Annotated in this window: 19 protein-coding genes and 1 pseudogene; 10 read left to right on the forward strand and 10 right to left on the reverse strand. The window is 70.8% G+C overall.

Features of this window, described 5'->3' with window-relative positions; genetic code table 11:
- Window positions 1-39: 39 nt before the first annotated feature.
- The 3 genes from HNR02_RS08380 to HNR02_RS08390 form a co-directional block, all read right to left on the reverse strand.
- Window positions 40-537 carry a hypothetical protein gene (locus HNR02_RS08380; RefSeq protein ID WP_179772593.1) on the reverse strand — a complete coding sequence of 166 codons (498 nt, stop codon included), beginning with the start codon at window positions 535-537 and terminating at the stop codon, window positions 40-42.
- The gene (locus tag HNR02_RS08385) at window positions 524-4,969 is read right to left on the reverse strand and encodes an RHS repeat-associated core domain-containing protein (RefSeq protein WP_179772594.1); all 4,446 of its coding nucleotides are present in this window, start codon (window positions 4,967-4,969) and stop codon (window positions 524-526) included. Before HNR02_RS08385 ends, HNR02_RS08380 begins: the two co-directional genes overlap by 14 nt.
- Window positions 4,970-5,036: 67 nt before the next feature.
- The gene (locus tag HNR02_RS08390) at window positions 5,037-5,393 is read right to left on the reverse strand and encodes an MmyB family transcriptional regulator (protein WP_179772595.1); all 357 of its coding nucleotides are present in this window, start codon (window positions 5,391-5,393) and stop codon (window positions 5,037-5,039) included.
- Here HNR02_RS08390 and HNR02_RS08395 point away from each other — a divergent pair.
- The 3 genes and pseudogenes from HNR02_RS08395 to HNR02_RS08405 form a co-directional block, all read left to right on the forward strand.
- A pseudogene (locus tag HNR02_RS08395) lies at window positions 5,353-6,066 on the forward strand (MFS transporter); the annotation flags it as partial. The gene HNR02_RS08390 and the pseudogene HNR02_RS08395 overlap by 41 nt on opposite strands.
- Before the next feature lie 90 nt (window positions 6,067-6,156).
- Window positions 6,157-6,681, forward strand: a complete 525-nt coding sequence (locus tag HNR02_RS08400) for an RNA polymerase sigma factor (protein ID WP_179775790.1) — start codon at window positions 6,157-6,159, stop codon at window positions 6,679-6,681.
- Complete coding sequence (locus tag HNR02_RS08405) at window positions 6,674-7,543, forward strand: VOC family protein (RefSeq protein WP_179772596.1); 870 nt, start codon at window positions 6,674-6,676, stop codon at window positions 7,541-7,543. Before HNR02_RS08400 ends, HNR02_RS08405 begins: the two co-directional genes overlap by 8 nt.
- Window position 7,544: 1 nt before the next feature.
- Here the strand turns inward: HNR02_RS08405 and HNR02_RS08410 are convergent, their stop codons facing one another.
- Window positions 7,545-8,849 (reverse strand): UDP-glucose dehydrogenase family protein, encoded by a 1,305-nt coding sequence (locus HNR02_RS08410; RefSeq protein ID WP_179772597.1) that lies wholly within the window; start codon window positions 8,847-8,849, stop codon window positions 7,545-7,547.
- A 158-nt stretch (window positions 8,850-9,007) separates the two neighbouring features.
- Here HNR02_RS08410 and HNR02_RS08415 point away from each other — a divergent pair, with 158 nt between their 5' ends.
- A complete protein-coding gene (locus tag HNR02_RS08415) occupies window positions 9,008-9,766 on the forward strand; it encodes an SDR family NAD(P)-dependent oxidoreductase (protein ID WP_179772598.1) in 759 nt (252 codons plus the stop codon).
- A gap of 40 nt (window positions 9,767-9,806) precedes the next feature.
- Here the strand turns inward: HNR02_RS08415 and HNR02_RS08420 are convergent, their stop codons facing one another.
- Entirely contained in the window at window positions 9,807-10,937 is a 1,131-nt protein-coding gene (locus tag HNR02_RS08420; RefSeq protein WP_179772599.1) for an erythromycin esterase family protein, read from the reverse strand.
- An 80-nt stretch (window positions 10,938-11,017) separates the two neighbouring features.
- Here HNR02_RS08420 and HNR02_RS08425 point away from each other — a divergent pair, with 80 nt between their 5' ends.
- Window positions 11,018-11,716 (forward strand): TioE family transcriptional regulator, encoded by a 699-nt coding sequence (locus tag HNR02_RS08425; protein ID WP_179772600.1) that lies wholly within the window; start codon window positions 11,018-11,020, stop codon window positions 11,714-11,716.
- A gap of 120 nt (window positions 11,717-11,836) precedes the next feature.
- Here HNR02_RS08425 and HNR02_RS08430 read toward each other — a convergent pair whose 3' ends face one another.
- The gene (locus HNR02_RS08430; protein WP_179772601.1) at window positions 11,837-13,471 is read right to left on the reverse strand and encodes a TM0106 family RecB-like putative nuclease; all 1,635 of its coding nucleotides are present in this window, start codon (window positions 13,469-13,471) and stop codon (window positions 11,837-11,839) included.
- A gap of 103 nt (window positions 13,472-13,574) precedes the next feature.
- Here HNR02_RS08430 and HNR02_RS08435 point away from each other — a divergent pair, with 103 nt between their 5' ends.
- A complete protein-coding gene (locus tag HNR02_RS08435) occupies window positions 13,575-14,039 on the forward strand; it encodes a DUF6474 family protein (RefSeq protein ID WP_179772602.1) in 465 nt (154 codons plus the stop codon).
- Here the strand turns inward: HNR02_RS08435 and HNR02_RS08440 are convergent, their stop codons facing one another.
- From HNR02_RS08440 to HNR02_RS08455, 4 genes are read right to left on the reverse strand one after another with little or no spacing between them, the layout of a single operon-like run.
- Entirely contained in the window at window positions 14,040-15,002 is a 963-nt protein-coding gene (locus HNR02_RS08440; protein WP_179772603.1) for a glycine betaine ABC transporter substrate-binding protein, read from the reverse strand.
- Complete coding sequence (locus tag HNR02_RS08445) at window positions 14,999-15,775, reverse strand: ABC transporter permease (RefSeq protein ID WP_179772604.1); 777 nt, start codon at window positions 15,773-15,775, stop codon at window positions 14,999-15,001. Before HNR02_RS08445 ends, HNR02_RS08440 begins: the two co-directional genes overlap by 4 nt.
- On the reverse strand, window positions 15,772-16,917 hold the full coding sequence (locus tag HNR02_RS08450; protein ID WP_179775791.1) for a betaine/proline/choline family ABC transporter ATP-binding protein: 1,146 nt from the start codon (window positions 16,915-16,917) through the stop codon (window positions 15,772-15,774). Before HNR02_RS08450 ends, HNR02_RS08445 begins: the two co-directional genes overlap by 4 nt.
- 37 nt (window positions 16,918-16,954) lie before the next feature.
- Window positions 16,955-17,602, reverse strand: a complete 648-nt coding sequence (locus tag HNR02_RS08455; RefSeq protein ID WP_179772605.1) for an ABC transporter permease — start codon at window positions 17,600-17,602, stop codon at window positions 16,955-16,957.
- Window positions 17,603-17,918: 316 nt separating this feature from the next.
- Here HNR02_RS08455 and HNR02_RS08460 point away from each other — a divergent pair, with 316 nt between their 5' ends.
- Genes HNR02_RS08460 through HNR02_RS08475 form a run of 4 tightly spaced genes read left to right on the forward strand, consistent with a single transcriptional unit; the run spans window position 17,919 to window position 20,782 of the window.
- On the forward strand, window positions 17,919-18,473 hold the full coding sequence (locus HNR02_RS08460) for a hypothetical protein (RefSeq protein WP_376772837.1): 555 nt from the start codon (window positions 17,919-17,921) through the stop codon (window positions 18,471-18,473).
- 28 nt (window positions 18,474-18,501) lie between these two features.
- Window positions 18,502-19,230 carry a YcnI family copper-binding membrane protein gene (locus HNR02_RS08465; protein WP_179772606.1) on the forward strand — a complete coding sequence of 243 codons (729 nt, stop codon included), beginning with the start codon at window positions 18,502-18,504 and terminating at the stop codon, window positions 19,228-19,230.
- Window positions 19,230-19,763, forward strand: coding sequence for a copper resistance CopC family protein (locus HNR02_RS08470; protein WP_179772607.1), 534 nt, complete (start codon window positions 19,230-19,232; stop codon window positions 19,761-19,763). The genes HNR02_RS08465 and HNR02_RS08470 overlap by 1 nt, the downstream gene beginning before the upstream one ends.
- Window positions 19,760-20,782, forward strand: coding sequence for a CopD family protein (locus HNR02_RS08475; RefSeq protein WP_179772608.1), 1,023 nt, complete (start codon window positions 19,760-19,762; stop codon window positions 20,780-20,782). The genes HNR02_RS08470 and HNR02_RS08475 overlap by 4 nt, the downstream gene beginning before the upstream one ends.
- The last annotated feature ends 60 nt before the right edge of the window (window positions 20,783-20,842 follow it).

The following is a 20,842-nucleotide window of genomic DNA, read 5'->3' on the forward strand; positions in this document are numbered from 1 at the left end:
GCGGCTCTTGGGTTACGACTCGTGCGGTAGGCGGACCGGTCAGGGCAGGCGCGGCAGGACTTCGCGCCACGCTTCGAGTTCGCGGCGCAGCTCCTCGCGCCCGACGAAACCGGCGATGGCGACCGCGGGCTGGACGACGTTGCGCACCCGCCGCAGCGTGCGCATCTTGTCGACGTCCTCGGCCCGGTAGGCCCACTCCACGGCATCCGCCTCCGCCGGGGTCAGGCCGGCCAGGGCCAGGCACGCGGCCACCACCTCGTCCGCGTCCAGCCCCGCACCGGCCGGATCGTCCAGGGTGCGGAAGAGGTTCGCCTCCCGTGGACGGACCTCGCGGTCCTCCAGCGCGCCCTCCTCGCGGGCGGTTTCGAGGGCCGACACCGCGAGCCGGGCCCATTCGGCGCGGGCCTCGTCCGCCGTCCTCGCCCGGAGCGTCGCCGTCTGGATGAGGCCCAGCCAGTTGCCGCCGCCGCGCGTCTCCCGCAACCGGGCACGCTGCTCCTCGCGCGGAAGCCGCCGGAGCTCGTCAGCCAGATCCACGGATCGGGTTCCTTTCGAAGCCGTCCATCACACCGTGCTGCCCGAACGCGTTCACACCCTCCTCGATGATGGCGTCCGGGTCCTGCTGCACATTGTGGAGGTAGTGCCCGCTGTGGTTGTCGATCTCCAGGCCGAAGTACCCCGCGTCGGACGATCCGGCGACGTTGGCCTGGCCCGCGGCGCGCACCGGCCCGCCGCCCGCGATCGCGGCGTGGCTGATCTCGTCGCCGTTGACGTTGTGCGGCGCGACCCGCAGATCGCCGTCGGCGGTGACCACCCACTTCAGCTGGCCATCGCCCTGGGCGATCATGGCGTCGAACTCCGGGGTGCCGGGCGTGGTCGGCTCGACCCCGTTGCGCCGCATCACTTCGAGCTCGTCGTTGAGCTGGTCCGGCTGCTGGTTCTGGAAGGTGCACCCCTCCAGGCCCAGCGGGTCGATCCAGCCCGTGGGGTTGCGGACATAGCCCTGGGTGTTCGGTGACGGCGCGAGCCCGAGCGGGTCGTGTGAGACGTAGCGGCCGGTCGCCGGGTCGTAGTAGCGCTGGTAGTTGTAGTGCAGCCCGGTCTCGGCGTCGAAGTACTGACCGGGGAAGCGCAATGGCGTGCCGGCCCGCCCGGACAACCTCCCCAGCGCCTCGCCCCACAATGTCGTCTGGTGCTGCCAGGCCAGGCCGCCGTGCTCGTCGACCAGTTCGGTCGGAGCACCCACGAGGTCGGTGACGATCGAGTAGAACTCGCGGTCGATCCAGCCCTGCGACGCGTCGCGGGCCCGCCGCGTCTGCACCAGCGGCCGATGCTTGCCCGGTTCCCAGTCCCAGGTCGTGGCGTCCACGCCGTTGTGCACCTGTTCGGCGAGCGTGGTCCCGTCCCAGATGAAGTCGACCTGCTCCACGACGGCGCCGCCGTGGCCGAGGCGCTGCTTGGCGATGCGGCGGCCGAGCGGGTCGTAGGCGTAGCGCCAGCGTGAACCGTCGGGGGTCACGACGGCCACGAGCCGGTCCTCGGCGTCCCAGGTGTAGCGCCAGGTGTCCGGTTTGGCGGACAGCCGCTTCTTCTGGCGGAGCACGACGCGGCCCTGCGCGTCGTGCTCGTACCGGACGCGGCCGGTCGCGCGCAGCAGCGTTCCGGCGAACTGCCGCGGCGACGGTGGATCTCCGGGAACGGCGTCCATCGTGAGGTTGCCCGCCCGGTCGTAGGCGTAGCGCTCGGCACCGGCGGGACTGTCCACACCGGTCACCCGGCCCGCCGCGTCGAGGTGCAGGCGGCGAGTGCCGAGCAGCAGGTCCTCGATTTCGGCGAGCTGCCCGTCCGGCCGGTACCGGTACTCCCGCCGCTGGACGACCCGCATGCCCGCGGAAGCCGCGCTGGACACCGTCTGCGACGTGAGCCGGTGGTCGGCGTCCCAGCTCTGCGCCAGGACGGTGCCCGTGTCGAGCAACCGCTCCACTTCGTGACCTGCCGTGTCGTAGCCGAAGGACATCCGGTGACCGCCCGCGTGCAGCGCCACCGGCCGCGACGCCGCGTCGAACTCCCACGTGCTTTCGGCCCCGGTCGGCGTGATCCGCCGGACCCGCCGTCCGGCCGCGTCATAAGCCGACCGCACCGCCCGGCCGTTGACCGCTTCCGCGACCACCCGGCCAGCCTGGTCGCGCTCGTAGACGACTTCGGCGTCGGAGTTGGCCGCCCGCAGCAATCGGCCCATCGGGTCGTAGGCGAAGGTGGCGACGTTGCCGGGCGACCGGCGCTCGACGACGTTGCCCACCGCGTCGCGCTCGAACGTCGTGGTCTGTCCGGCACCGTTCGTCTTCGACAGGATCCGGCCGGCCGGGTCGCGGATGTAGCTGACGCGCCTGCCGTCGAAGTCGGTCTCGCGCAGCAGGTGCCCGGCCGCGTCGTACTCGTAGTGCCAGGTCAGCCGGGCCGCGTTCCGCACCGCGGTGATTCGCAGCTCGGTGTCGTAGAAGTACTCCAGCCGCGAGCCGTCGGCCTCCGTCCGCACCTTGGGCAGGCCGAAGTGGGTCGTCTCCACCCGCGTCGCCGCGCCCAGCGCGTCCACACGCTCGACGTGGTTGCCCTCGGCGTCGTAGCGCCACCGCTCCACCGCGCCACTGGGCAGGGTCCGGGTACGCAGGCGTCCCTCGACCGTCCACGTCAGGCGCGTCGTCGCGCCCGCCGCGTCGGTGACGCTGGCGATGCGGCCGAACTGGTCACGGGTGCAGGAGGTACCCACACCGTCGCCGGTGTGGACGCGGACGGGCAGTCCGGCGGCATCGGTCTCGATGACGCGAACCGTGCCCGACGGATCGGTGACCGAGGTGAGCAGACCGTGTTCGTCGTAGGTGTAGGACCGCACGGCGCCGGCGGGATCGGTGGTGCGCAGGAGGTTTCCCGCCGGGTCGTACTCGCGCCGCCACACCCCGCCGTCCGGCTGCACCACCACGAGCGGCAGGCCGAAGTCGTTGTACTCGGCGAGTGTCTGCGTGCCGTCGGGGCGCGTGACCGTGGCCAGGTTGCCGTCCTCGTCGTAGGCGTAACGCGTGGTGCGGCCGGTGGGGTCGGTTTTGGCGGTCAGGCGTCCGTGGCCGGCCCACTCGTAGCGGGTCTGGTGGCCGAGCTGGTCGATCTCCCGGACGAGCTGGTGCAGCTCGTCGAAGTGGTAGGTCCTGATATGGCCGAGTGAGTCGGTTTCGACGGTGGTCCGGTTCTCCGGGTCGTAGGCGAACGTGCCGCTGAGCATGCCGCCGGAGCCATCGGTGCGGACGCACCGTCCATTGTGGTCGTATTCGTAGCCGTACCACTCGCCGCCCCGGTCGTCCCACCGGACGATCCGGCCTGCCTGATCGTAGGTGAAGCGCATCGGCCGGCCGGACGAGTTGAGCACCTCGACCAGGCGCGATCCGGCGTAGCCGAAACGCACGAGAGTGATGTCCGCGCCCTCGGCCGGACGCAACCGCAGTTCGGTGACGAGGCCGTTCTCGCTGTCGACCACCACGTGGTAACCGCCGGAGTGGCGCACCGCGGTGACGACACCGTCCTGGTCGTGCTCGAAGTCGAGGCGGTGACCGTTGCGGTCGGTGACGGTTTCCAGTGGGGACGTCCGCCCGGCGGGGGCGCCGAAACGCAGTGTGCGGCCCGTGTCCGGCTGCCGGATCACGAAGCCGTCGCCGTCCCGGGACAGCGGCCAGCGGGCGCCGGCCGCGGGCAGCACCGGCGCGCCGTCCGCGGGCGGGTCCGGGTAGACCAGGATCACCCCGGACGGGCCGGCGTAGCAGACGCCCTGCGCGTCGAGCTCCAGCCGCTGGTCCAATGTGGATGCCCAACTGGGGCCGAAGAGCCGCCCGGACCGGTAGGACGAGACGTGCGTCCGCTCCAGCACGAGCGGGAGCAGGCCCGCCAGCTCGACGTCGGTCTGGACCAGGAACATCTCGCCGGTCGCCGCATCGATCGGTTCCTTGCGGCCGCAGCGGCCGACCGGTTCGGTCGCCGTGTCACGCGGATCCGCGGAACCGTCGCGAAGGGAGCCGTCGCCGGGGTGGCTGCCGCCCGGGGTGCCGTCCACGCCGTCGGGGCTGTTCGGTGCGTCGGGGCTGGCAGGGCCGTCCAGGTCCGGGGTGTCGACCTTCCCGCCACCAGGGGCCGCCGACGGGGAAGTACCGTCACCGCCACCCAGTTTGCGGCCCAGCCTGCGCAGGGCCCGCATGATCTCATCCAGCTTCTCGATGATCCGGCCGATCCGCGGCGACACGTTCCCGATCGTCTTGACCAGCTTCCGGATGAAATCCGAAATCCGCGTCACCGCACCCGAAATCGCCGTCGTCGCCTGCGCCGCGATCAACGGCGTCGCAAACCCCAACGTGCACGCCGCCTCCAACGCCCACGTGATCAGCTTCCCCACCAACTCGGCCACGATGTCGCGCACCATCTCGCGCACGAACCCCACCACCGTGCCCATGATCATCACACCGGCCGAAATCCCCTCCGCCAACGACGCCGCCCCCGCGATCGCCTCCGCCTGCTCCGCACCCACACCGCGATAGGCGTCCGCACCCGCACCCGACCAACCCGCCGTACCGTTGCTCACCTCATTGCCCAGATCCCCCGCGACCGTGCCCACCTCGGCCGCCACATTCGCCCACGTATCCGAAAACGACTGGATCACCGGCGGATCACCCGCCAACCAGTCCAACGCCTCCTTCAACGGCCGCACATGCTCGATCAACCACGCCACCCCGTACTGGGCCAACGTCCCCAACGGATCGATCACCATCGACAACACTTCGAGACCCACACCCAGCGCCCCGAGACCACCCTCGACCCACGACCCGTCCTTCACCCCATTGGACAAATCCTGCGCCGACTCCACAATCCCGATCCCGGTAACCCCGGTCGTCGTCGACTGAGCCTGAGCAACCAGCGGATTGGCCTCGGTCATGCGTCCCCCTCGCGGAAAAAGCTGCCGAGAGTATGACGTATCTCACCCCGGAAGCGGTTCCGCCAGGTCAGCGAGCAGCGAGCTTCGACGCCGTTTCGCTGTCGGCGGGCACGTAGGTGGTCAGCCGGATCTCCGAGCGGCGCCCGAACCACAGGTGCGTGTACTCGAAGGCGAGCAGCCCGGCGTCCGGGTGCAGAAAGCGCTTCGTGAGGTTGCGCATCGGCTGGACCTCGTGCTGGTTCCCCAGCTCCGCGAACTCCGGCGACTCCTGCCGCAGCCGCTTGACCAGCCCCTTCCAGCTCGGCTCGCCGATGTGCTCGGCCACCGCGGCGCGGAACTGCGCGACCGTGCGCGGCGTCCCTTCCTCCCAGTCGCTGAACCGCGCCGCGGCCGCGCTGATGGTGCTGCAGGTGCTGTCGATCATCCGGGCCACCACGAGCGGTGAGCGGCGTTCCCGCACGCTCGGCTACTACGGCGCAACCGGCGGCATCGCCATGGTCGTCAGCCAGTTCCTCGGCGGTGTCCTGGTGTCCGCGGACCTGGCCGGCAGCGGATGGCGCCCGATCTTCCTGGTCAACGTCCCGATCGGGCTGCTCGGACTGGTACTGGCGCGCCGCCTGCTGCCGGAGGGCCGCGCGCTGGGCTGGCCGGTGTGGTGCTGGGTACTGCTCGCCGCCTTCCCGGTCGCGGCGCCGTCGTTCGTCGTCGTCGAACGGCGGCTGGAGGCGCGGGGCGTGACGCCGCTGCTGCCGCCGTCGGTGGTCCGGATACCGAGCATGCGCCGCGGGCTGGGCGTCGCGGTGCCGTTCTTCCTCGGCTTCGGCGGGTTCCTGCTCGTCTCCGCGCTCACCCTGCAGGACGGCCTGCACCTCGGCCCGCTCGACTCGGGGCTCGCGCTGACCCCGATGGCGCTCGCGTTCCTGGTGATGTCCCTGGTCAGCAGCTCGCTGGTGACGCGAATCGGCCGCAACACCATCGTCGTCGGCGCCGGGCAGGGCCTGACCGGTCCGACGCTGTTCCGCGTCATCCTGTCGCGGGTGCCCGCCGGGAGCGCGGGCGCGGGCAGCGGGATGCTGACCACCACGCAGCAGGAATCGCGCTCGCCGCGCGGCGGCTGCCGGACCCGCGCGGCTGAAAAATTCCGCGGAGGGCGTCGGAGAACCGCGCTCCCGGACGACGATGGGGATGTGAGCGAACCGCGGGTACGACCGGACCCGGCGTTCGCGCTGCTCGAACTGTACGAGTCGGCGCTGCCGGAGGTGTACGGCTACCTGCTCGCGCGCTGCGGCGATCGGAGCGTCGCCGAGGAACTGACCTCGGAGACGTTCCTGGGTGCCGTCAGCGCGTGCCGCCGTCCGGGCGCCACACCGGTGAGCACGCCGTGGCTCATCGGGGTCGCCCGGCACAAACTGGTCGACCACTGGCGGCGCCGGGAACGCGAGGAGCGTGGACTGCGCGTGGTGCACGAAGCGGAACCGGACACGGTCGACCCGTGGGACGCCGAACTGGACGCGCTGGTGACCCGCGAGGTGCTCGCGGAGCTGGGCGCCCACCACCGGGCCGCGCTGACGCTGCGGTACCTGGACGGGTTGCGCGTCCCGGAGGTCGCCGGCGTGCTGGGCCGGACCGTCCACGCCACCGAGGCACTGCTGGTCCGGGCGCGGTCCGCGTTCCGGGCCGTCTACCGGGAGAAGGAGGTGCGTGATGACTGACCGCTTCGACGCACTCCGCGCCCCGGCCGAGCCGGTCGACCCGGATCCGCGGTTCGCCGTCGACCTGCGCGAGCGACTGCGCCGCGCGGTACTGAACGGAGGAGAAATGACCAGCACGGACGCGCCCGCACGGGCGGAACTGCACTCACTGACCCCGTACCTCGCCGTGTCTGACGCGCGGCGGGCGCTGGACTTCTACGTCGACGTCTTCGATGCCCAGCGCCGGGCCGACCCGATCACCATGCCCGACGGCCGGATCGGGCACGCCGAACTCGCGATCGGCGACAGCGTCCTGATGCTGGCCGAGGAGTTCCCGGAAGCCGGGCACGTGAGCGCCACCGGCGGTGCGAGCGTCCTCGTCGAGATGCCCGACGTTCAGGGCACGGTCGACCGGGCGGTCGAGCGGGGCGCCGAGCTGCTCACCCCGGTCGAAGACCGCGGGAACGGGCTGTCCGGCAGCATCCGCGATCCGTTCGGCCAGCGCTGGCAGATCACGCAGGCCCCGGTCCGGGCCAGCGGACCGGACACCGCGCGTCACGGGCAGGCCATCTACTTCACGTTCCAGGTCCCGGACGACGAACTCGCCAAGTCGTTCTACGGGTCGGTGCTGGGCTGGCAGTTCTCCCGCGGCAGCGTCGAGGGTGCCTGGCGGTTCGAGGGGCCGGGCCTGGAAGGTGGCCTGTGGGGCGGGCCGCACCAGGTGGGCTGGAAACTGATGTACGCCGTGGACGACGTCGACGCCGCGGTGGAGCGGGTGCGCGCCGCGGGCGGTCAGGTCAGCGAAGTCGACCGCAAGCCCTACGGGCTCACGGCCGACTGCACCGACAACCAGGGCATCGAATTCTGGCTCTGGCAGCCGTGACTCAGCTCCGCAGGGCGACGCGGGCCGGGCGGGAACGGCCGAGGCCCACATAGGACAGTCCGGCGTCCATGATGGTCCGTGGCTCCAGCAGGTTCCGCGTGTCCACGACCCCGTCGCCCTGCATCAGGTCCGCCGTGTAGCCCCAGTCCAGCTTGGTGAACTCGGCCCACTCGGTCAGCACCACGATCGCGTCGGCGTCCTTGGCCACCTGGTACGGGTCGTCGACCACCGTCATGCCGGGCAGCGCCTCGCGGACCGCCGGGTCGTAGGCCGTGACCTCCGCACCGTGCGCGGCGAGCATCGCGGTGACGGACAGGGCGGGCGAGTCGCGCAGGTCGTTGGTGCCTGCCTTGAACGCCAGCCCGAGCACGCCGATCCGCGCCCCGGCGAGGCTGCCGCCGACGGCACCGGCGATCTTCGCGACGATCCGGTCGCGTTGCGCGATGTTCTCCACGATCGCGGCGGTCAGCAGCGAGAAGTCGAACCCGACCGATTCGGCGACCTGCACCAGCGCATGCGTGTCCTTGGGCAGGCACGACCCGCCCCAGCCGGGGCCGGGCTTGAGGAACGAGCGCCCGATGCGCCGGTCGTAGCCCATCCCCTCGGTCACCGACACGATGTCCGCGCCGAGCCGGTCGCACAGTTCGGCGATCGCGTTGACGTAGGACAGCTTCATCGCGAGGAAGCAGTTGGCCGCGTACTTGACCAGCTCGGCGCTCGCGGCGTCGGTGACGACGCTCGGCGCGGACAGGTCGCGGTAGAGGTCGGCGATGCGGCGCGCGGCGGACTCGTCGTCGGAGCCGACGACGATCCGGTCCGGGTGCATGAAGTCCTCGACGGCGGTGCCCTCGCGCAGGAACTCGGGGTTCGCGACCACCGGCACGTCGTCGCGGCCGAGCAGGGCGCGGATGCGCTGGGCGGTGCCGACCGGGACGGTCGACTTGGTGACCACCGCGCAGCCTGCGGGCAGGATGTCGGCGATCTCGGCGATCACCGCTTCGACGGCACGCAGGTCGGCGGCCCCGCCCGCGCCCATCGGCGTCGGCACGCACAGGTAGACCGCGCCGGCACCGGCGACGGCGTCGCGGGATCCGACGACGAACCGCAGCCTTCTCGCGGCGAGCCCGCGGGTGACCAGTTCCTCCAAGCCGGGTTCGAGGATGTCCACCCGCCCCGCGGCGAGCCTGGCGACCTTGACGTCGTCCACGTCCACGCAGGTCACCTGGTGTCCGAGGGCGGCGAGGCAGGCGCCGGTGGTCAGTCCGACGTATCCCGTGCCGATCACGACGATGCGAGCTCCGCTCATGGAGCCGACGGTGACAGCCCGAGTTGACCGCAGTCCTAACGGAAGTCGTCCTCGCCGAATACGTCGCGCTACGGGTGAGGAGGGCCACGGCGGGCGCGGGCGAACGAGCGTTAACCTCGGTGGCAGAGCAGACCGGCCGGCCACGGAAGGACCCATCCATGCAGATCAAGGACACGGCGGCGATCGTCACCGGCGGCGCGTCGGGCCTCGGCGGCGCGACGGCGAAGGCGCTGGCCGAGCGGGGCGCGCACGTGTTCGCCATCGACCTGGCAGCCGGGATCGAGAAGGCGGAGAAGGTCGAGGGCGTCACCTACGTCGAGGCGGACGTGACCGACGGTGAGCAGGTCGCGGCGGCCGTCGAGCAGGCCGCGGGTGCGCCGGTGCCGCTGCGGGTGGTCGTGAACTGCGCCGGCATCGGGCCGTCCGCCCGGATCCTGTCCAAGAAGGGCACGCACGATCTGAACCTGTTCCGGAAGGTCGTGGAGATCAACCTGATCGGCACGTTCACCGTGACGACGCTGGCGGCCGAGGCGATCGCGAAGACCGAGCCGCTGGAGGACGGCGCGCGCGGCGTGGTCGTGAACACCGCTTCGGTCGCCGCCTTCGACGGGCAGATCGGGCAGGCCGCGTACGCGGCGTCGAAGGGCGGCGTCGCCGGGCTGACGCTGCCGGCCGCGCGGGACCTGGCGTCGCAGGGCATCCGCGTCATGACGATCGCGCCGGGAATCATCGACACCCCGATGCTGGCCACGGTTTCCGAGGAGTTCCGCGCCGGTCTGGCCGCGGGAGTGCCGTTCCCGAAGCGACTCGGCCGTCCCGACGAGTACGCGCGGCTCGCGGTGAACATCGTCGAGCACGACTACCTCAACGGCGAGGTCATCCGCATGGACGGCTCCCTGCGGATGGCGCCGCGCTGATCGCGGGCCGGGGCCGCCGGTCGGCGGCCCCGGTCGCGGCTCAGGCGGCGCTGACGTGCAGGATCGCGTCGGCGCCGTCGACGGTTTCCTGGTCCAGCGGGAAGTAGCCCTGCATCGGGGTGGGGTCGGCCCGCACTTCGGCGGGCGGGATCGTCGCCGGTGCGGCCAGACCCCAGGTGCCGATCCGGCGCTGCAGCAGGCCCTCGTAGGTCTCCGGGCGCGGTTCACGCAGCTCGATGGTCTCGCTGCGGCCCAGGCTGCCCGCGACGAACGTGTAGCGGTGCGCGGCCACCGCCGCGACGATAGCGCCCGCGCTGTACCACTCCATGTCCATCGGCCCCATGCGCATGCGGCTTCTGTTCCGCTGCAGGTGCCGGTTGTGGGCGAACACCAGGGTCACGCCCCGGTCCGCCTCGATGTCGCGGATGTCGAAGAGGTTCTGGGCCATGACCGCGTCCCGGATCGCGCACAGGCGGTTCCAGCGGGTGGTGCCGTCGATGTCCTCGGCCGCCTGTGCGTGGTAACGCAGCAGGGCGAGCCCGGCGGTGAGGTGTGTCCTGGCCTCGAACCACCCGGCGCGGGACGTCGCCGCGATCAGCTCGGGGGCGCGGGCGCCGAGCTGGATGAGCAGGTCGTCGGCGAGCGCCCGCAGGCGGTCCGCCTCGGCGGTGCGGCCTGCCGACCGTGCCGGGTCCATGATCGCTTCCGTGCGGCTCCACCGGCCGTCCTCTCCGGCGAGCCCCGCGATGTCGAGGTCGACGCCCAGGTAGTCACGTCCGTGTTCGAGGTAGGTGCGGGGGCTGGGTGCGCTCATCGTCTCGGTGGGGATGTCGAAACCGTGGAACGCCAGCCGTTCCTCCGGCGGACGGTTCTCGTTGTACTCGCGCATCCACGCGACCAGCCGCCGGTTGGTGTCGAGTTGCCCGAAGGTGTGTGAGAAGCCCTCGCGCATCACCTTTTCGTGGGTTCCCACGCCGTTCTGGACGAAGTCGTTCACGACGAGCGCGGCGACCCGGTCGGTTTCCAGGGCGATCGAGGCGAACCCGTGCCCGGCGAGCCGCGCGAACAGGTCGTTGCGAAGGTCGGCGAAGGCCGGTTCCAGGTGGGTCGGTTCACCGAAGGCCAGCAGCTCCGTGGAGGGGGTGACGAGTTGCCGAATGTCCTGACTCATGTGTCTCAATCGTATATTTGAAACACCAGTGGAAACTTCTCCCGGCTTCGGGGCAGGATCGCCGGGTAAAGTCTCAACCGGTGAAACCCTCGGACCTCGCGCGTGAACACGGCATCTCGACGCAGGCGGTGCGCAACTACGAGCGGGACGGCTTCCTCCCACCCGCCGACCGCACCCCGAGTGGTTACCGGGTCTACACGAAGGCCCATGCCGCCGCACTGCGCACGTTCCTCGCACTCATCCCGGCCTACGGGCACGCCGGGAGCGGTCAAATCATGAGCGCGCTCAACGACGGCCGGGTGGATCACGCGCTGATGCTCATCGATCGCGGCCACAGCCGACTGCTGCAGGACCGCGAAACCCTCGACTCCGTGCGCGACGCGATCGATCACCTGACCGCGGCGCCCGTCCCGTCCCGCTCGCCCCGGGATTCGCTGACCATCGGCGAGCTGGCCCGCCGTCTGCGAGTCACTCCGGCAACGCTGCGCAACTGGGAACAGGCGGGCATCCTGACCCCCACCCGCGATCCGACGACCGCTTACCGCACCTACCAGGCGCCCGACATCCGCGACGCCGAACTGACCCACCTGCTCCGACGCGGGGGCTACCTGCTGGACCACATCGCCGGCGTCATCCGGCAGATTCACACGGCGGGCGGCAGCGAACCACTCGCGCGGGCTCTCGGCGACTGGCACCGGAAACTCACCGCACAAGCCCTGGCCATGCTCCACGCGGCGACTTACGTCAGCGAGTACGTGAAGCTGACCAAAGAGGGTTGAGGAGATTCAGAACCGTCGCCCGCCAACGCAAGCCAACCAAGACGTGCCCGGACCTCAGGTGACCGACTCGCCGGACGGGCAGACCCCGGGATGACCAGCCAGCTCGGGTGTTGCTGCTGCCTACAGGTCGCCCATGAACGGAATGCTGTTGGCCGTGTCGGTCATCCAGTGGCGCAGCGCATGGGTGGCTCGCACGTCGTCCTCGTTGTAGCGCAGCAGGCGGGTCCGCTGCGACTCGTCGGGAAGCGAGCCGTCCAGGCCGACCGCCTGGCGGTACCAGCGCATGGAGGCTTCGCCGCCCGCTTCCGGGTCGCGCCAGCTGAAACCGGCCACCGGGGCCACCACCTTGAGGCCCTTGCCGCGTGAGCACAGGAACTGGTCGGACACGCTGCGGAACAGATCGACCCACTCTTCCGAATCCACAAAGGACTGGATCTCGCTCTTCGGGGGCATGCCGGGGAAATCGCCGAAACGCTCGACCGAACCGAAGAGCCACCTGTTTTCGGCCATCGCGTTGTAGCAGTAGGCACGGAAGGTCAGGCCCGCCGCCAGTGTCCGCGATCGCACGTCACGCAGCCAGGTCCAGAACTCCGTGAACGACCGGGCCTCATCACCCGTGGGCAGCGGATCCCACGTCACGAACGCGCGATAACCCTGCGCCTCCCCGATGTCCGCGCCGCTGAGCAGGCATCCCCACAGGTAGGCACCCGACTCGCCGAAGGACTCCATGTCGATGTCGACCTCGACGTCCGCGCGGGGCACCTCCACCCGCTGCACGCGGCGCACCACCGTCAGGTCCGCCAGCCAGGCACGGGCCAGCGCGACCGCGTCCCCGAACGGGCCCGACGTCCAGATGATCGGTGGCTCGTCGTGCGGGTCCAGCGCGGCCAGCTTATCTACTGTGGACACCCCGGCCCTGCGCAGCTCCATCGCGTCCTCGCCGCGCACGACCAGGCTCACGTCGCGGGCGGCGGTCAGCTCGACCTCGCACGTCGGCCACCACGGGCACGAGCGGCATTCCAGCACCCGGGACGGCTCGGCCAGCGCGGGACCACCGGTGCGGGCGGATTCGGCGATCGCGAGCCGGTCGGCGAACCGCAGGTCGTACTCGGTGAGCGCGGTGCGGCCGTCCGGCCAGGTGGCCGCGGTCAGGTCGTGCCACAGCACCACGTCGGCGTCCAGGCCGATGACGCCGCCCACCAGCCGCTCGGCCGCCAGGCCGTGCGCCTCCAGCATCCGGCGCAGATGCGCCAGCCGCATCTGGTCACGCGGGTGTGAGCGCACCTTGCGGGACGGATCCGGGATCGCGTGGCGCGGGTCCAGGTCGTGCGGCGGCGTGGTGACCGCGCCCGCGCCCGGATCCGTGATGCGGTGGCGGACCACCAGCACCGGCAGGTAACCGGCGCCGTCCCGCACCAGCAGCTCGGACCCGCCCCGGCGGTGCCCGGCCCGGTCGGCGGGCAGCAGCGCGCCCCAGATGTAGTCGACGGACTGCACGATCGCCTGCTGCGTGGCGGCCACGCGCTCGGCGGCGGGCAGCTCGCGGTCGACGACCACCCAGCTCGCGCCCGGGTTGGCCGCGACCAGCCGCTGCCGGATCTCCGCCCGGTGGGCCGCCGCGTCGGCGATGCGCTGCTCGGCGGCCGGATCCGGCGGGGCCAGCTCCACGCCACGCATCGCGGGGTCGTGTTCGAGGTGCACACGACGACGGCAGCGGCTGACCGCGCCGGCTTCGAGCAGCACCTCAGGTTCCATACCACCCACTGTAGAAGGCCCCTCCGACAGTTTTGCGCCCAGTGTGACCGCCGCATTACGTGTCGGACATGCCCCTGCTTGTGCGTGCCGCTACATTCAGCCCATGGCTCGCAAGAAGACCCAGACGCCGGCCGAGACGGGCATCACGCCGAAGAAGGCCAAGAACGCGGTCGCGGTGGCGAAGATCGTGGTCCCCGCTGTCGCTCCCGCGCTGGCCCCGCTCGCGGTCAAGGCGGCGAGCGCGGTCCGCGACGCCTACGACCACTACCAGGCGAAACGTCTCGGTGTGCCGATCGACCAGCTGACCGAGTTCACCGGCCGCGGCGCGCACCTGCTCGCGCGTGTCGCGGGCACCTCCGAGGCGCTGGCCGAGGTCCGCAAGTCCGAGCGCGCGAGCGAGGACGACGTGCGCTTCGCGAAGGACTCGCAGGCGACGCTCGAACAGCTGACCGCCGCGGTCCGTGCGGCGGAACGCATGCCCGCGTCCCGCCGCAAGGCCGCCCACCAGGCGGTGGCGAAGGAGCTGGAGCAGATCGAGAGCGGTCTGCTCCAGCGCCTGGGTGTCTAGCTACTTGATGAAGCCCTTGGAGATCATCCAGTCGCGGGCGACCTCGCCCGCGTCCTTGCCGTCGACGTCGACCTGTTTGCACAGTTCGATCATCTGCTGGTTGTCCAGCGACTTGGCGATCGGTTCGAGCACCCCGCGCACGGCCGGGTGGGCGTCCAGGAACTCCTTCTTCATCGTCGCCGCCGCGTTGTACTGCGGGAAGAACCGCTTGTCGTCGGCGAGGACGCGCAGGTTCAGGCCCGCGATGCGGCCGTCGGTCGTGAAGATCTCACCGAAGTTGCAGGTGCCGCTGGCCACCGCGGCGTAGATGGCGCCGGTGCCGAACGTCTTGACGTCCGTGGCCGGGAACCCGTACGTCCGCTGCACGCCGGGCATCCCGTCCTGACGGCTCGCGAACTCCGTCTCCACGCAGAAGACCGCCTGTTCCGGGTGCTGCTTCAGGAACTCCGTCATGTCCGAATTGGACCGCAGGTTGTGCTGCTGCGCGTACGCCTCGGTAGTGGCGAAGGCATAGGTGTTGTTCACCGGCGAGTAGTCGAGCCAGGTGATCCCGAACTGCTTCTCGTCGGCCGCCTTCGTCGCGTCGAACTGGGCCTTCTCGTCCGGGATGGGCTCGGTGTTGCCCTGGTAGGAGATCCACGCGGTGCCGGTGTACTCCCACGAGATGTCGATCTGCCCGTTCATCAGGGCCTGCCGCGCGGAGTTCGAGCCGCTGATGTTGGTCAGGTCGGTGATGTCCGCGCCCGCGGCGGACAACGCCAGCTCGGCCATGTAGCCCAGGATGATGTTCTCGGTGAAGTCCTTCGACCCGACCGCGACGTCCAGGCCCTCCAGGCTCGGCACCGGTTTGATCGTCCCTGGCTCCACGTCATAGGGCAGCGACGCGTTGACGTCCAGGCCGCAGGCGGTCAGCGACGTCGTCAGCAGCGCGGCCCCGAAAACCGCCTTGAGCCGGTGCTTCACGACAGCCCCCTCGGTCCGAAAATGCGTTCCATGATCGCGCCGAGCCAGTCGATCAGCAGCGCGAGGCCGACCGCCAGGATCGCGCCGGTCACCAGCACGGGCATGCGGTTGAGCTTGTACCCGGTGTCGATCAGCTCGCCGAGCCCGCCGCCGTTGACGAAGAACGCCAGCGTCGCCGTGCCGACCGCGAGCACCAGCGACGTTCGCAGCCCGGCGAGGATCAGCGGCACCGCGAGCGGCATCTCGATGCGCAGCAGCACCGCGCTACCGGACATGCCGATCCCGCGGCCCGCGTCGGTGAGCGCCGGGTCGACCTGGTTGATGCCGACGATCGTGTTCCGCAGCACCGGCAGCAGCGAGTAGAACGCGATCGGCAGGACCGCGACCCAGAACCCGTCCCATTCGGTCCACAGGAAGAACAGCACGATGACGCCGAGCGCGGGCGCGGCCTGGCCGATGTTGGCGATCGTCAGGAACACCGGTGCGACCGGGCGGGCCCATTTGCGGGTCAGCATCGCGCCCAGCGGCACGGCGACGACGACCACGATGGCCGCGACGGCGACCGTGAGCAGCAGGTGCTGCCAGGTGGCGTCCAGCAACCGGGCGGCGTTGAGGTTCTCCGCCTCGATCGCATCGTTGTCCCTGGTCAGCGCCCAGATCAGGACCGCGGCGACGACCACCACGACCACCGCGGGCTGCACCAGCAGCCGGACCCGTTCCGCCCGCCGCGACCCGGATTCGGTGGTGAACCCCCTGTCGACGGTCGTGGTCACGACTGACCCCCGTCGTCGGAGTGTTCCTCGCGCAGGCGCTGGATCGTCGCCATCACGGTGTCCAGCTCGATCATCCCGGCGAACTCGCCGCGGGCACCGGTGACCGGCACGCCGCCGCCCTCGACCAGCATCGCCTCCAGCGCGTCCTGCAGCGTCGACTGCAGGCTGACGAAGTCGCCGATCGGCTTGCCCGCGCGCTCCAGCGAGGTCGCGGCGGCGAGGTCGCGCACGTGCACCCAGCGCGACGGGCGACGGCGGCGGTCGAGCACCAGCGCGTAGGTGCGGCGCTGCTCGGTCATCTGCTGCCGCACCGCTGCGACGTCGTCGCCGAACGAGGCGGTCACGGTGTCCTGCCGCAGCTCGACGTCACGCACGCGCAGCAGGGTGAGCTGCTTGAGCGAGGCCCCCGCCCCGACGAACCCGGCGACCGTGTCGTCGGCCGGGTTGGCCAGGATCGCGTCCGGGGTGTCGTACTGCAGGATCTTCGACTGGTTGCCCAGCACCGCGATCTTGTCGCCGAGCTTCACGGCCTCGTCGAAGTCGTGCGTCACGAACACGATCGTCTTGCCCAGCTCGGACTGCAGCCGCAGCAGCTCGTCCTGCAGGTTGCCGCGGGTGATGGGGTCGACCGCGCCGAACGGCTCGTCCATCAGCAGCACCGGCGGGTCGGCGGCGAGCGCGCGGGCCACGCCGACACGCTGCTGCTGCCCGCCGGAGAGCTGGCGCGGGTAGCGGCCGTGGAACTGCGCGGGGTCGAGCCCGACCAGGTCGAGCATCTCGTCGACGCGGTCGCTGATCTTCTTCTTGTCCCACCCGAGCAGGCCCGGCACGACCGCGATGTTCTGCGCCACCGTGAAGTGCGGGAACAGACCTGCCTGCTGGATCGCGTAGCCGACCTTGCGGCGCAGGCGGTCCGGGTTGAGGCTGAGCGCGTCCTCGCCGCCGATCGTGATGCGGCCCGCGGTGGGCTCGATCAGCCGGTTGATCATGCGCATCGTGGTGGTCTTGCCGCAGCCGGACGGGCCGACCAGGATCACGATCTTCCCGGCGGGGATGGTCATCGTGACGCCGTCCACCGCCGGTTCCTTCGAGCCGGGATAGCGCTTGGTGACGTTCTCCAGCTGGATCTCGACGCCGGACAGCGCGTCGGAGGCCGCCTTGGCGGAAGATTCGATGGTTTCAGACACGGACACCCCTGGAAACGGTGAAGCGGGCGATCAGGACGTAGATGCCGTCGAGGATCAGGGCGAGGACGACGACGCCGAGCGTGCCGGCGAGGGCCTGGTTCATGGAGTTGGTGCTGCCCGCGTTGGTCAGCCCGGCGAACACCTCGGATCCGAGGCCAGGCCCCTTGGCGTAGGCGGCGATGACCGCGATGCCCATCAGCATCTGGGTCGCCACCCGCATGCCCGCGAGGATCGCGGGCCAGGCCAGGCGCAGCTCGACGCGGGTGAGCACGCCGAACCGGTTCATGCCGATGCCCTTGGCCGCGTCGGTGACGGCGGGATCGACCCCGGACAGCCCGACGATGGTGTTGCGCACGATCGGCAGCAGCGCGTAGAGCACGAGCGGGATCACGCTGGGCGCGACCCCGAGGCCGACGACCGGGATCAGCAACCCGATCAGCGCGAACGACGGGATGGTCAGGACGGTGCTGGCCAGCGCGGTGGCCAGTGCCGATCCGATGGGGCTGCGGTAGACCGCGATTCCGATCAGCACGCCGATGACGGCGGCGATGATGGTGCACTGCACCACGGCACTCACGTGGAGCCAGGCCTGCAGCCCGAGCCTGCTCCAGCGATCGGCCACGTACTCGAACAGGTTCATGCCCTGCGGCCGCCTCCTCCCGATCTCTGTTCACTCGTTCGGCCTAGCGAAAAGGGCCCAGGGGTACCGCAGGTGACGACTTCGGCGCGGACCCCTAGGCCGAGAGCGTTGCCACGATGGCCCGACCACCGTTCCCGAAAAACATGAAAGTCTCAACTACCGACACTGGCGAACACGCCTGATCTGACCCGTTTGGATACCCGGTGACCAGCGCAGATAACCATTCGTCAGCTTTTTCGGGCATGTCGCCGTCCCGTTGCGTTCACCACACGGGACGCCGTCGCCCTGATCACCCGCTGTCTCCTACCCTGGGTCGGTGAAGAAGCGACAGGGTCAGCACGCTGCGTTACGCCGCGTGCGCGGAATCCTGCTCGCCTTCACCTCCGGCGGCCTCGCCGTCAGCGCGCACGCGCTCGCCCACGGCGGCCTGCCGGACACCGCGCTCACGCTGCTGCTCGTCGCGCTGGTCGGCTGGACCGGGACCGCGCTCGCCGACCGCACCCGCGGACCGCTCGGCGTGCTCACCGTCCTCGGCGCCGCCCAGCTGCTGATGCACGTCGTGCTCGACGAGCTGATGCCGCACGCGGACTCGATGCCCGTCGCGATGACCACCGCGCACGTCAGCGCGACCGTGGTGACCGCGCTGGTCCTGGCCCACGCCGAAGCGCTGCTGCAGGTGGCGGCCACCCGGCTGGCCCTGCTGCTGCCTGCCGTCTTCGGAGGCGCCCGGACACCATCGCCACCACGCGCCGCGCCCGCTCCGGCGCCCGGCGCGCTCCAGGTGTCGGTGCTGCTGACCCGCATGCACGCGAGGCGCGGCCCGCCCGCGCGCCCGGCGCACCTCACCCTTCACCCCAGCGGAATCCGCTGACCTCATCTTTTTCAGGAGCATTCCCACCATGAACACTGCCGTCATCCGCCGTGGCCTCGTGCTGGCCGGCACCGTCGGGATCGCCGGGCTGCTCGGCACCGGCGTCGCGTCCGCGCACGTCACGGCCAACGTCCTCGGCTCGGAACCGCAGCAGGGCGGCTACGGGGCGATCACCTTCCGCGTGCCGAACGAGGAGGAGACCGCCGCCACCGTCAAGCTGGAGATCGACTTCAAGCCGGAGTACGCGATCAGCTCGGTGCGCTACCAGCCCATCCCCGGCTGGACGGCGGAGGTCACCAAGACCCCGCTGCCCTCGCCGGTGAAGAACGGCAAGGACCTGGACGTCACCGAGGCGGTCACGAAGATCGTCTTCACCGCCCAGCCGGGCACGAAGATCGGACCGGGCGAGACCCAGTACCAGGACTTCGACATCACCGCGGGATCGCTGCCCAAGGCCGACGAGCTGGTGCTGCCCGCGATCCAGACCTACGACGACGGCAAGGTCGTCGCGTGGGACCAGGTCCAGGCCGCCGGCGCGGAGGAGCCGGAGCACCCGGCGCCGACCGTGTCCCTGACCGCGGCGTCGGCCTCCGGTGACTCGCACGGCGCGATGACCACCTCGGCCACGGCCACCGCGCCGGCGGACTCCACCGACGACACCGCACGCTGGCTCGGCGGCGCCGGACTGGTCGTCGGCGCGCTCGGCCTCGGTGTCGGGGCCGGTGCGGTGCTGCGCGGACGGAAGGCGTCGAAGTAATGCGCCGCCTGCTCGTCACGCTCGTCGCCGCGCTGGTGGCGATGGTCGTCACCGCCACCCCCGCCCTCGCGCACAACGTGCTGACCTCCTCCGATCCGGCCAAGGACGCCGCGCTCGAAACCGGCCCGTCGAAGGTCACCCTGACCTTCGACGCGCCGGTGCAGGGCGGCGACGTCAACCAGATCTCGGTGATCGGACCCGGCGGCACGCAGTGGGCCGAGGGCGAGGTGCAGATCACCAGCAACGTCGTCTCCGTCGCCGTGCGGCCGCTCGGCCCGGCCGGGCAGTACCAGATCGGCTACCGGATCCTGTCCGCGGACGGGCACCCGGTGACCGGCGAGATCCCGTTCACCCTCACCAAGGCGGGCACCGGCACCCCGGCTTCGGCCAGTGCCGCGTCCGCGGCCGACACGGCGCGGCCCGCCGCCGAGTCCGGTGGCGGGGTCCCGGTGTGGGTGTGGATCCTCGGCGCGGTGGTTCTTCTCGCGATCGGGCTGACGCTCGCTTTGAGAATGGGCAGGGACAAGGCGTGACGACCACCGGGACCACCTCGCAGGTCCGTTACCAGGCGATCGTCGCTCTCGTCACCGCCGCTCTGGCCGGTGCGCTGATCGGTGTCGCCCTGACCGCCACCGCCCCGGTGCCGGGTGTGGCGGAGGTCAGCGAGGTGGTCTCGGTGGCCATCCCGGTCGTCCGCGTGCTGCTCGATCTGTCGGCGGTGACGACGATCGGGCTGGCACTGCTGTCGGTGCTGGCCGGGTACGACCGGCCGAAGCTCACCGAGCCGATCATGCGGCGGGCACGGCCGATCGCGCTCGCCGCGTCACTGGTCTGGACGATGTCCGCGCTGGTCACGCTCGTCCTGCAGACCGCCGAGTACCGGCCGCGGGCGGCCACGGTGAGCGCGGCCGACATCTGGGCCTACGTCGTGGAGGTCGGCGCGGGCAAGGCGCTGCTCGTCGTCGCCGTGCTCGCCCTGGTCCAGGTCGGGCTGGGCGTGCTGACGCTGCGGCACGGCGAGAAGGTGCCCGCCGAGGTACGCGTCGGGCTCGGCCTGTTCGCCCTGCTGCCCCTGCCGGTCACCGGGCACGCGGCGAACTGGGACTACCACGACTACACGATGATCTCGATGGAGCTGCACGTCATGGGCGCGGTCGCGTGGACCGGCGGCCTCGGTGCGATGGTCGTGCTGCTCGCGGGCAACCGGACGCTGCTCGCGCACGCCCTGCCGCGGTTCTCCAAGCTGGCCACGTTGTGCCTGGTGCTGGTGGTGGCGACCGGGCTGTTCAACGCGGTCGTGGAGCTGCTGCTCAACCCCACGATCGACCTCGCCACCGCGTTGTTCACCACGCCCTACGGTCAGCTCGTCGTGCTCAAGGTCGTCTGCGCCGGCGGCGTCGCGGTGCTCGGCGCGATGGTGCGGTGGAAGCTGATGCCGCGGATCGTGCGGCACGAGTGGACCGCGCTCGCGACCTGGGCGACGCTCGAGCTGACCGTGATGGGGCTGGCGTTCGGTTTCGCCGTCGTCCTCACCCGCGCCCCGGTCAGTTGACCGTCCGTAGCTGCAAGTTGCACGCCGGGATGAACGATTAATCCAAGCGGGGTGACTAGC

This window comes from Amycolatopsis endophytica (genome assembly GCF_013410405.1).
In the GTDB taxonomy this organism is placed as follows: Bacteria; Actinomycetota; Actinomycetes; order Mycobacteriales; family Pseudonocardiaceae; genus Amycolatopsis_E; species Amycolatopsis_E endophytica.

What these genes read in the sequence shown, in the direction of transcription:
- HNR02_RS08465 (WP_179772606.1), top strand. Translation starts at nt 18,502, where the DNA reads ATGAACACTGCCGTCATCCGCCGTGGCCTCGTGCTGGCCGGCACCGTC.
- HNR02_RS08415 (WP_179772598.1), top strand. Translation starts at nt 9,008, where the DNA reads ATGCAGATCAAGGACACGGCGGCGATCGTCACCGGCGGCGCGTCGGGC.
- HNR02_RS08390 (WP_179772595.1), bottom strand. Translation starts at nt 5,393, where the DNA reads ATGATCGACAGCACCTGCAGCACCATCAGCGCGGCCGCGGCGCGGTTC.
- HNR02_RS08455 (WP_179772605.1), bottom strand. Translation starts at nt 17,602, where the DNA reads ATGAACCTGTTCGAGTACGTGGCCGATCGCTGGAGCAGGCTCGGGCTG.
- HNR02_RS08470 (WP_179772607.1), top strand. Translation starts at nt 19,230, where the DNA reads ATGCGCCGCCTGCTCGTCACGCTCGTCGCCGCGCTGGTGGCGATGGTC.
- HNR02_RS08385 (WP_179772594.1), bottom strand. Translation starts at nt 4,969, where the DNA reads ATGACCGAGGCCAATCCGCTGGTTGCTCAGGCTCAGTCGACGACGACC.
- HNR02_RS08420 (WP_179772599.1), bottom strand. Translation starts at nt 10,937, where the DNA reads ATGAGTCAGGACATTCGGCAACTCGTCACCCCCTCCACGGAGCTGCTG.
- HNR02_RS08410 (WP_179772597.1), bottom strand. Translation starts at nt 8,849, where the DNA reads ATGAGCGGAGCTCGCATCGTCGTGATCGGCACGGGATACGTCGGACTG.
- HNR02_RS08405 (WP_179772596.1), top strand. Translation starts at nt 6,674, where the DNA reads ATGACTGACCGCTTCGACGCACTCCGCGCCCCGGCCGAGCCGGTCGAC.
- HNR02_RS08435 (WP_179772602.1), top strand. Translation starts at nt 13,575, where the DNA reads ATGGCTCGCAAGAAGACCCAGACGCCGGCCGAGACGGGCATCACGCCG.
- HNR02_RS08430 (WP_179772601.1), bottom strand. Translation starts at nt 13,471, where the DNA reads ATGGAACCTGAGGTGCTGCTCGAAGCCGGCGCGGTCAGCCGCTGCCGT.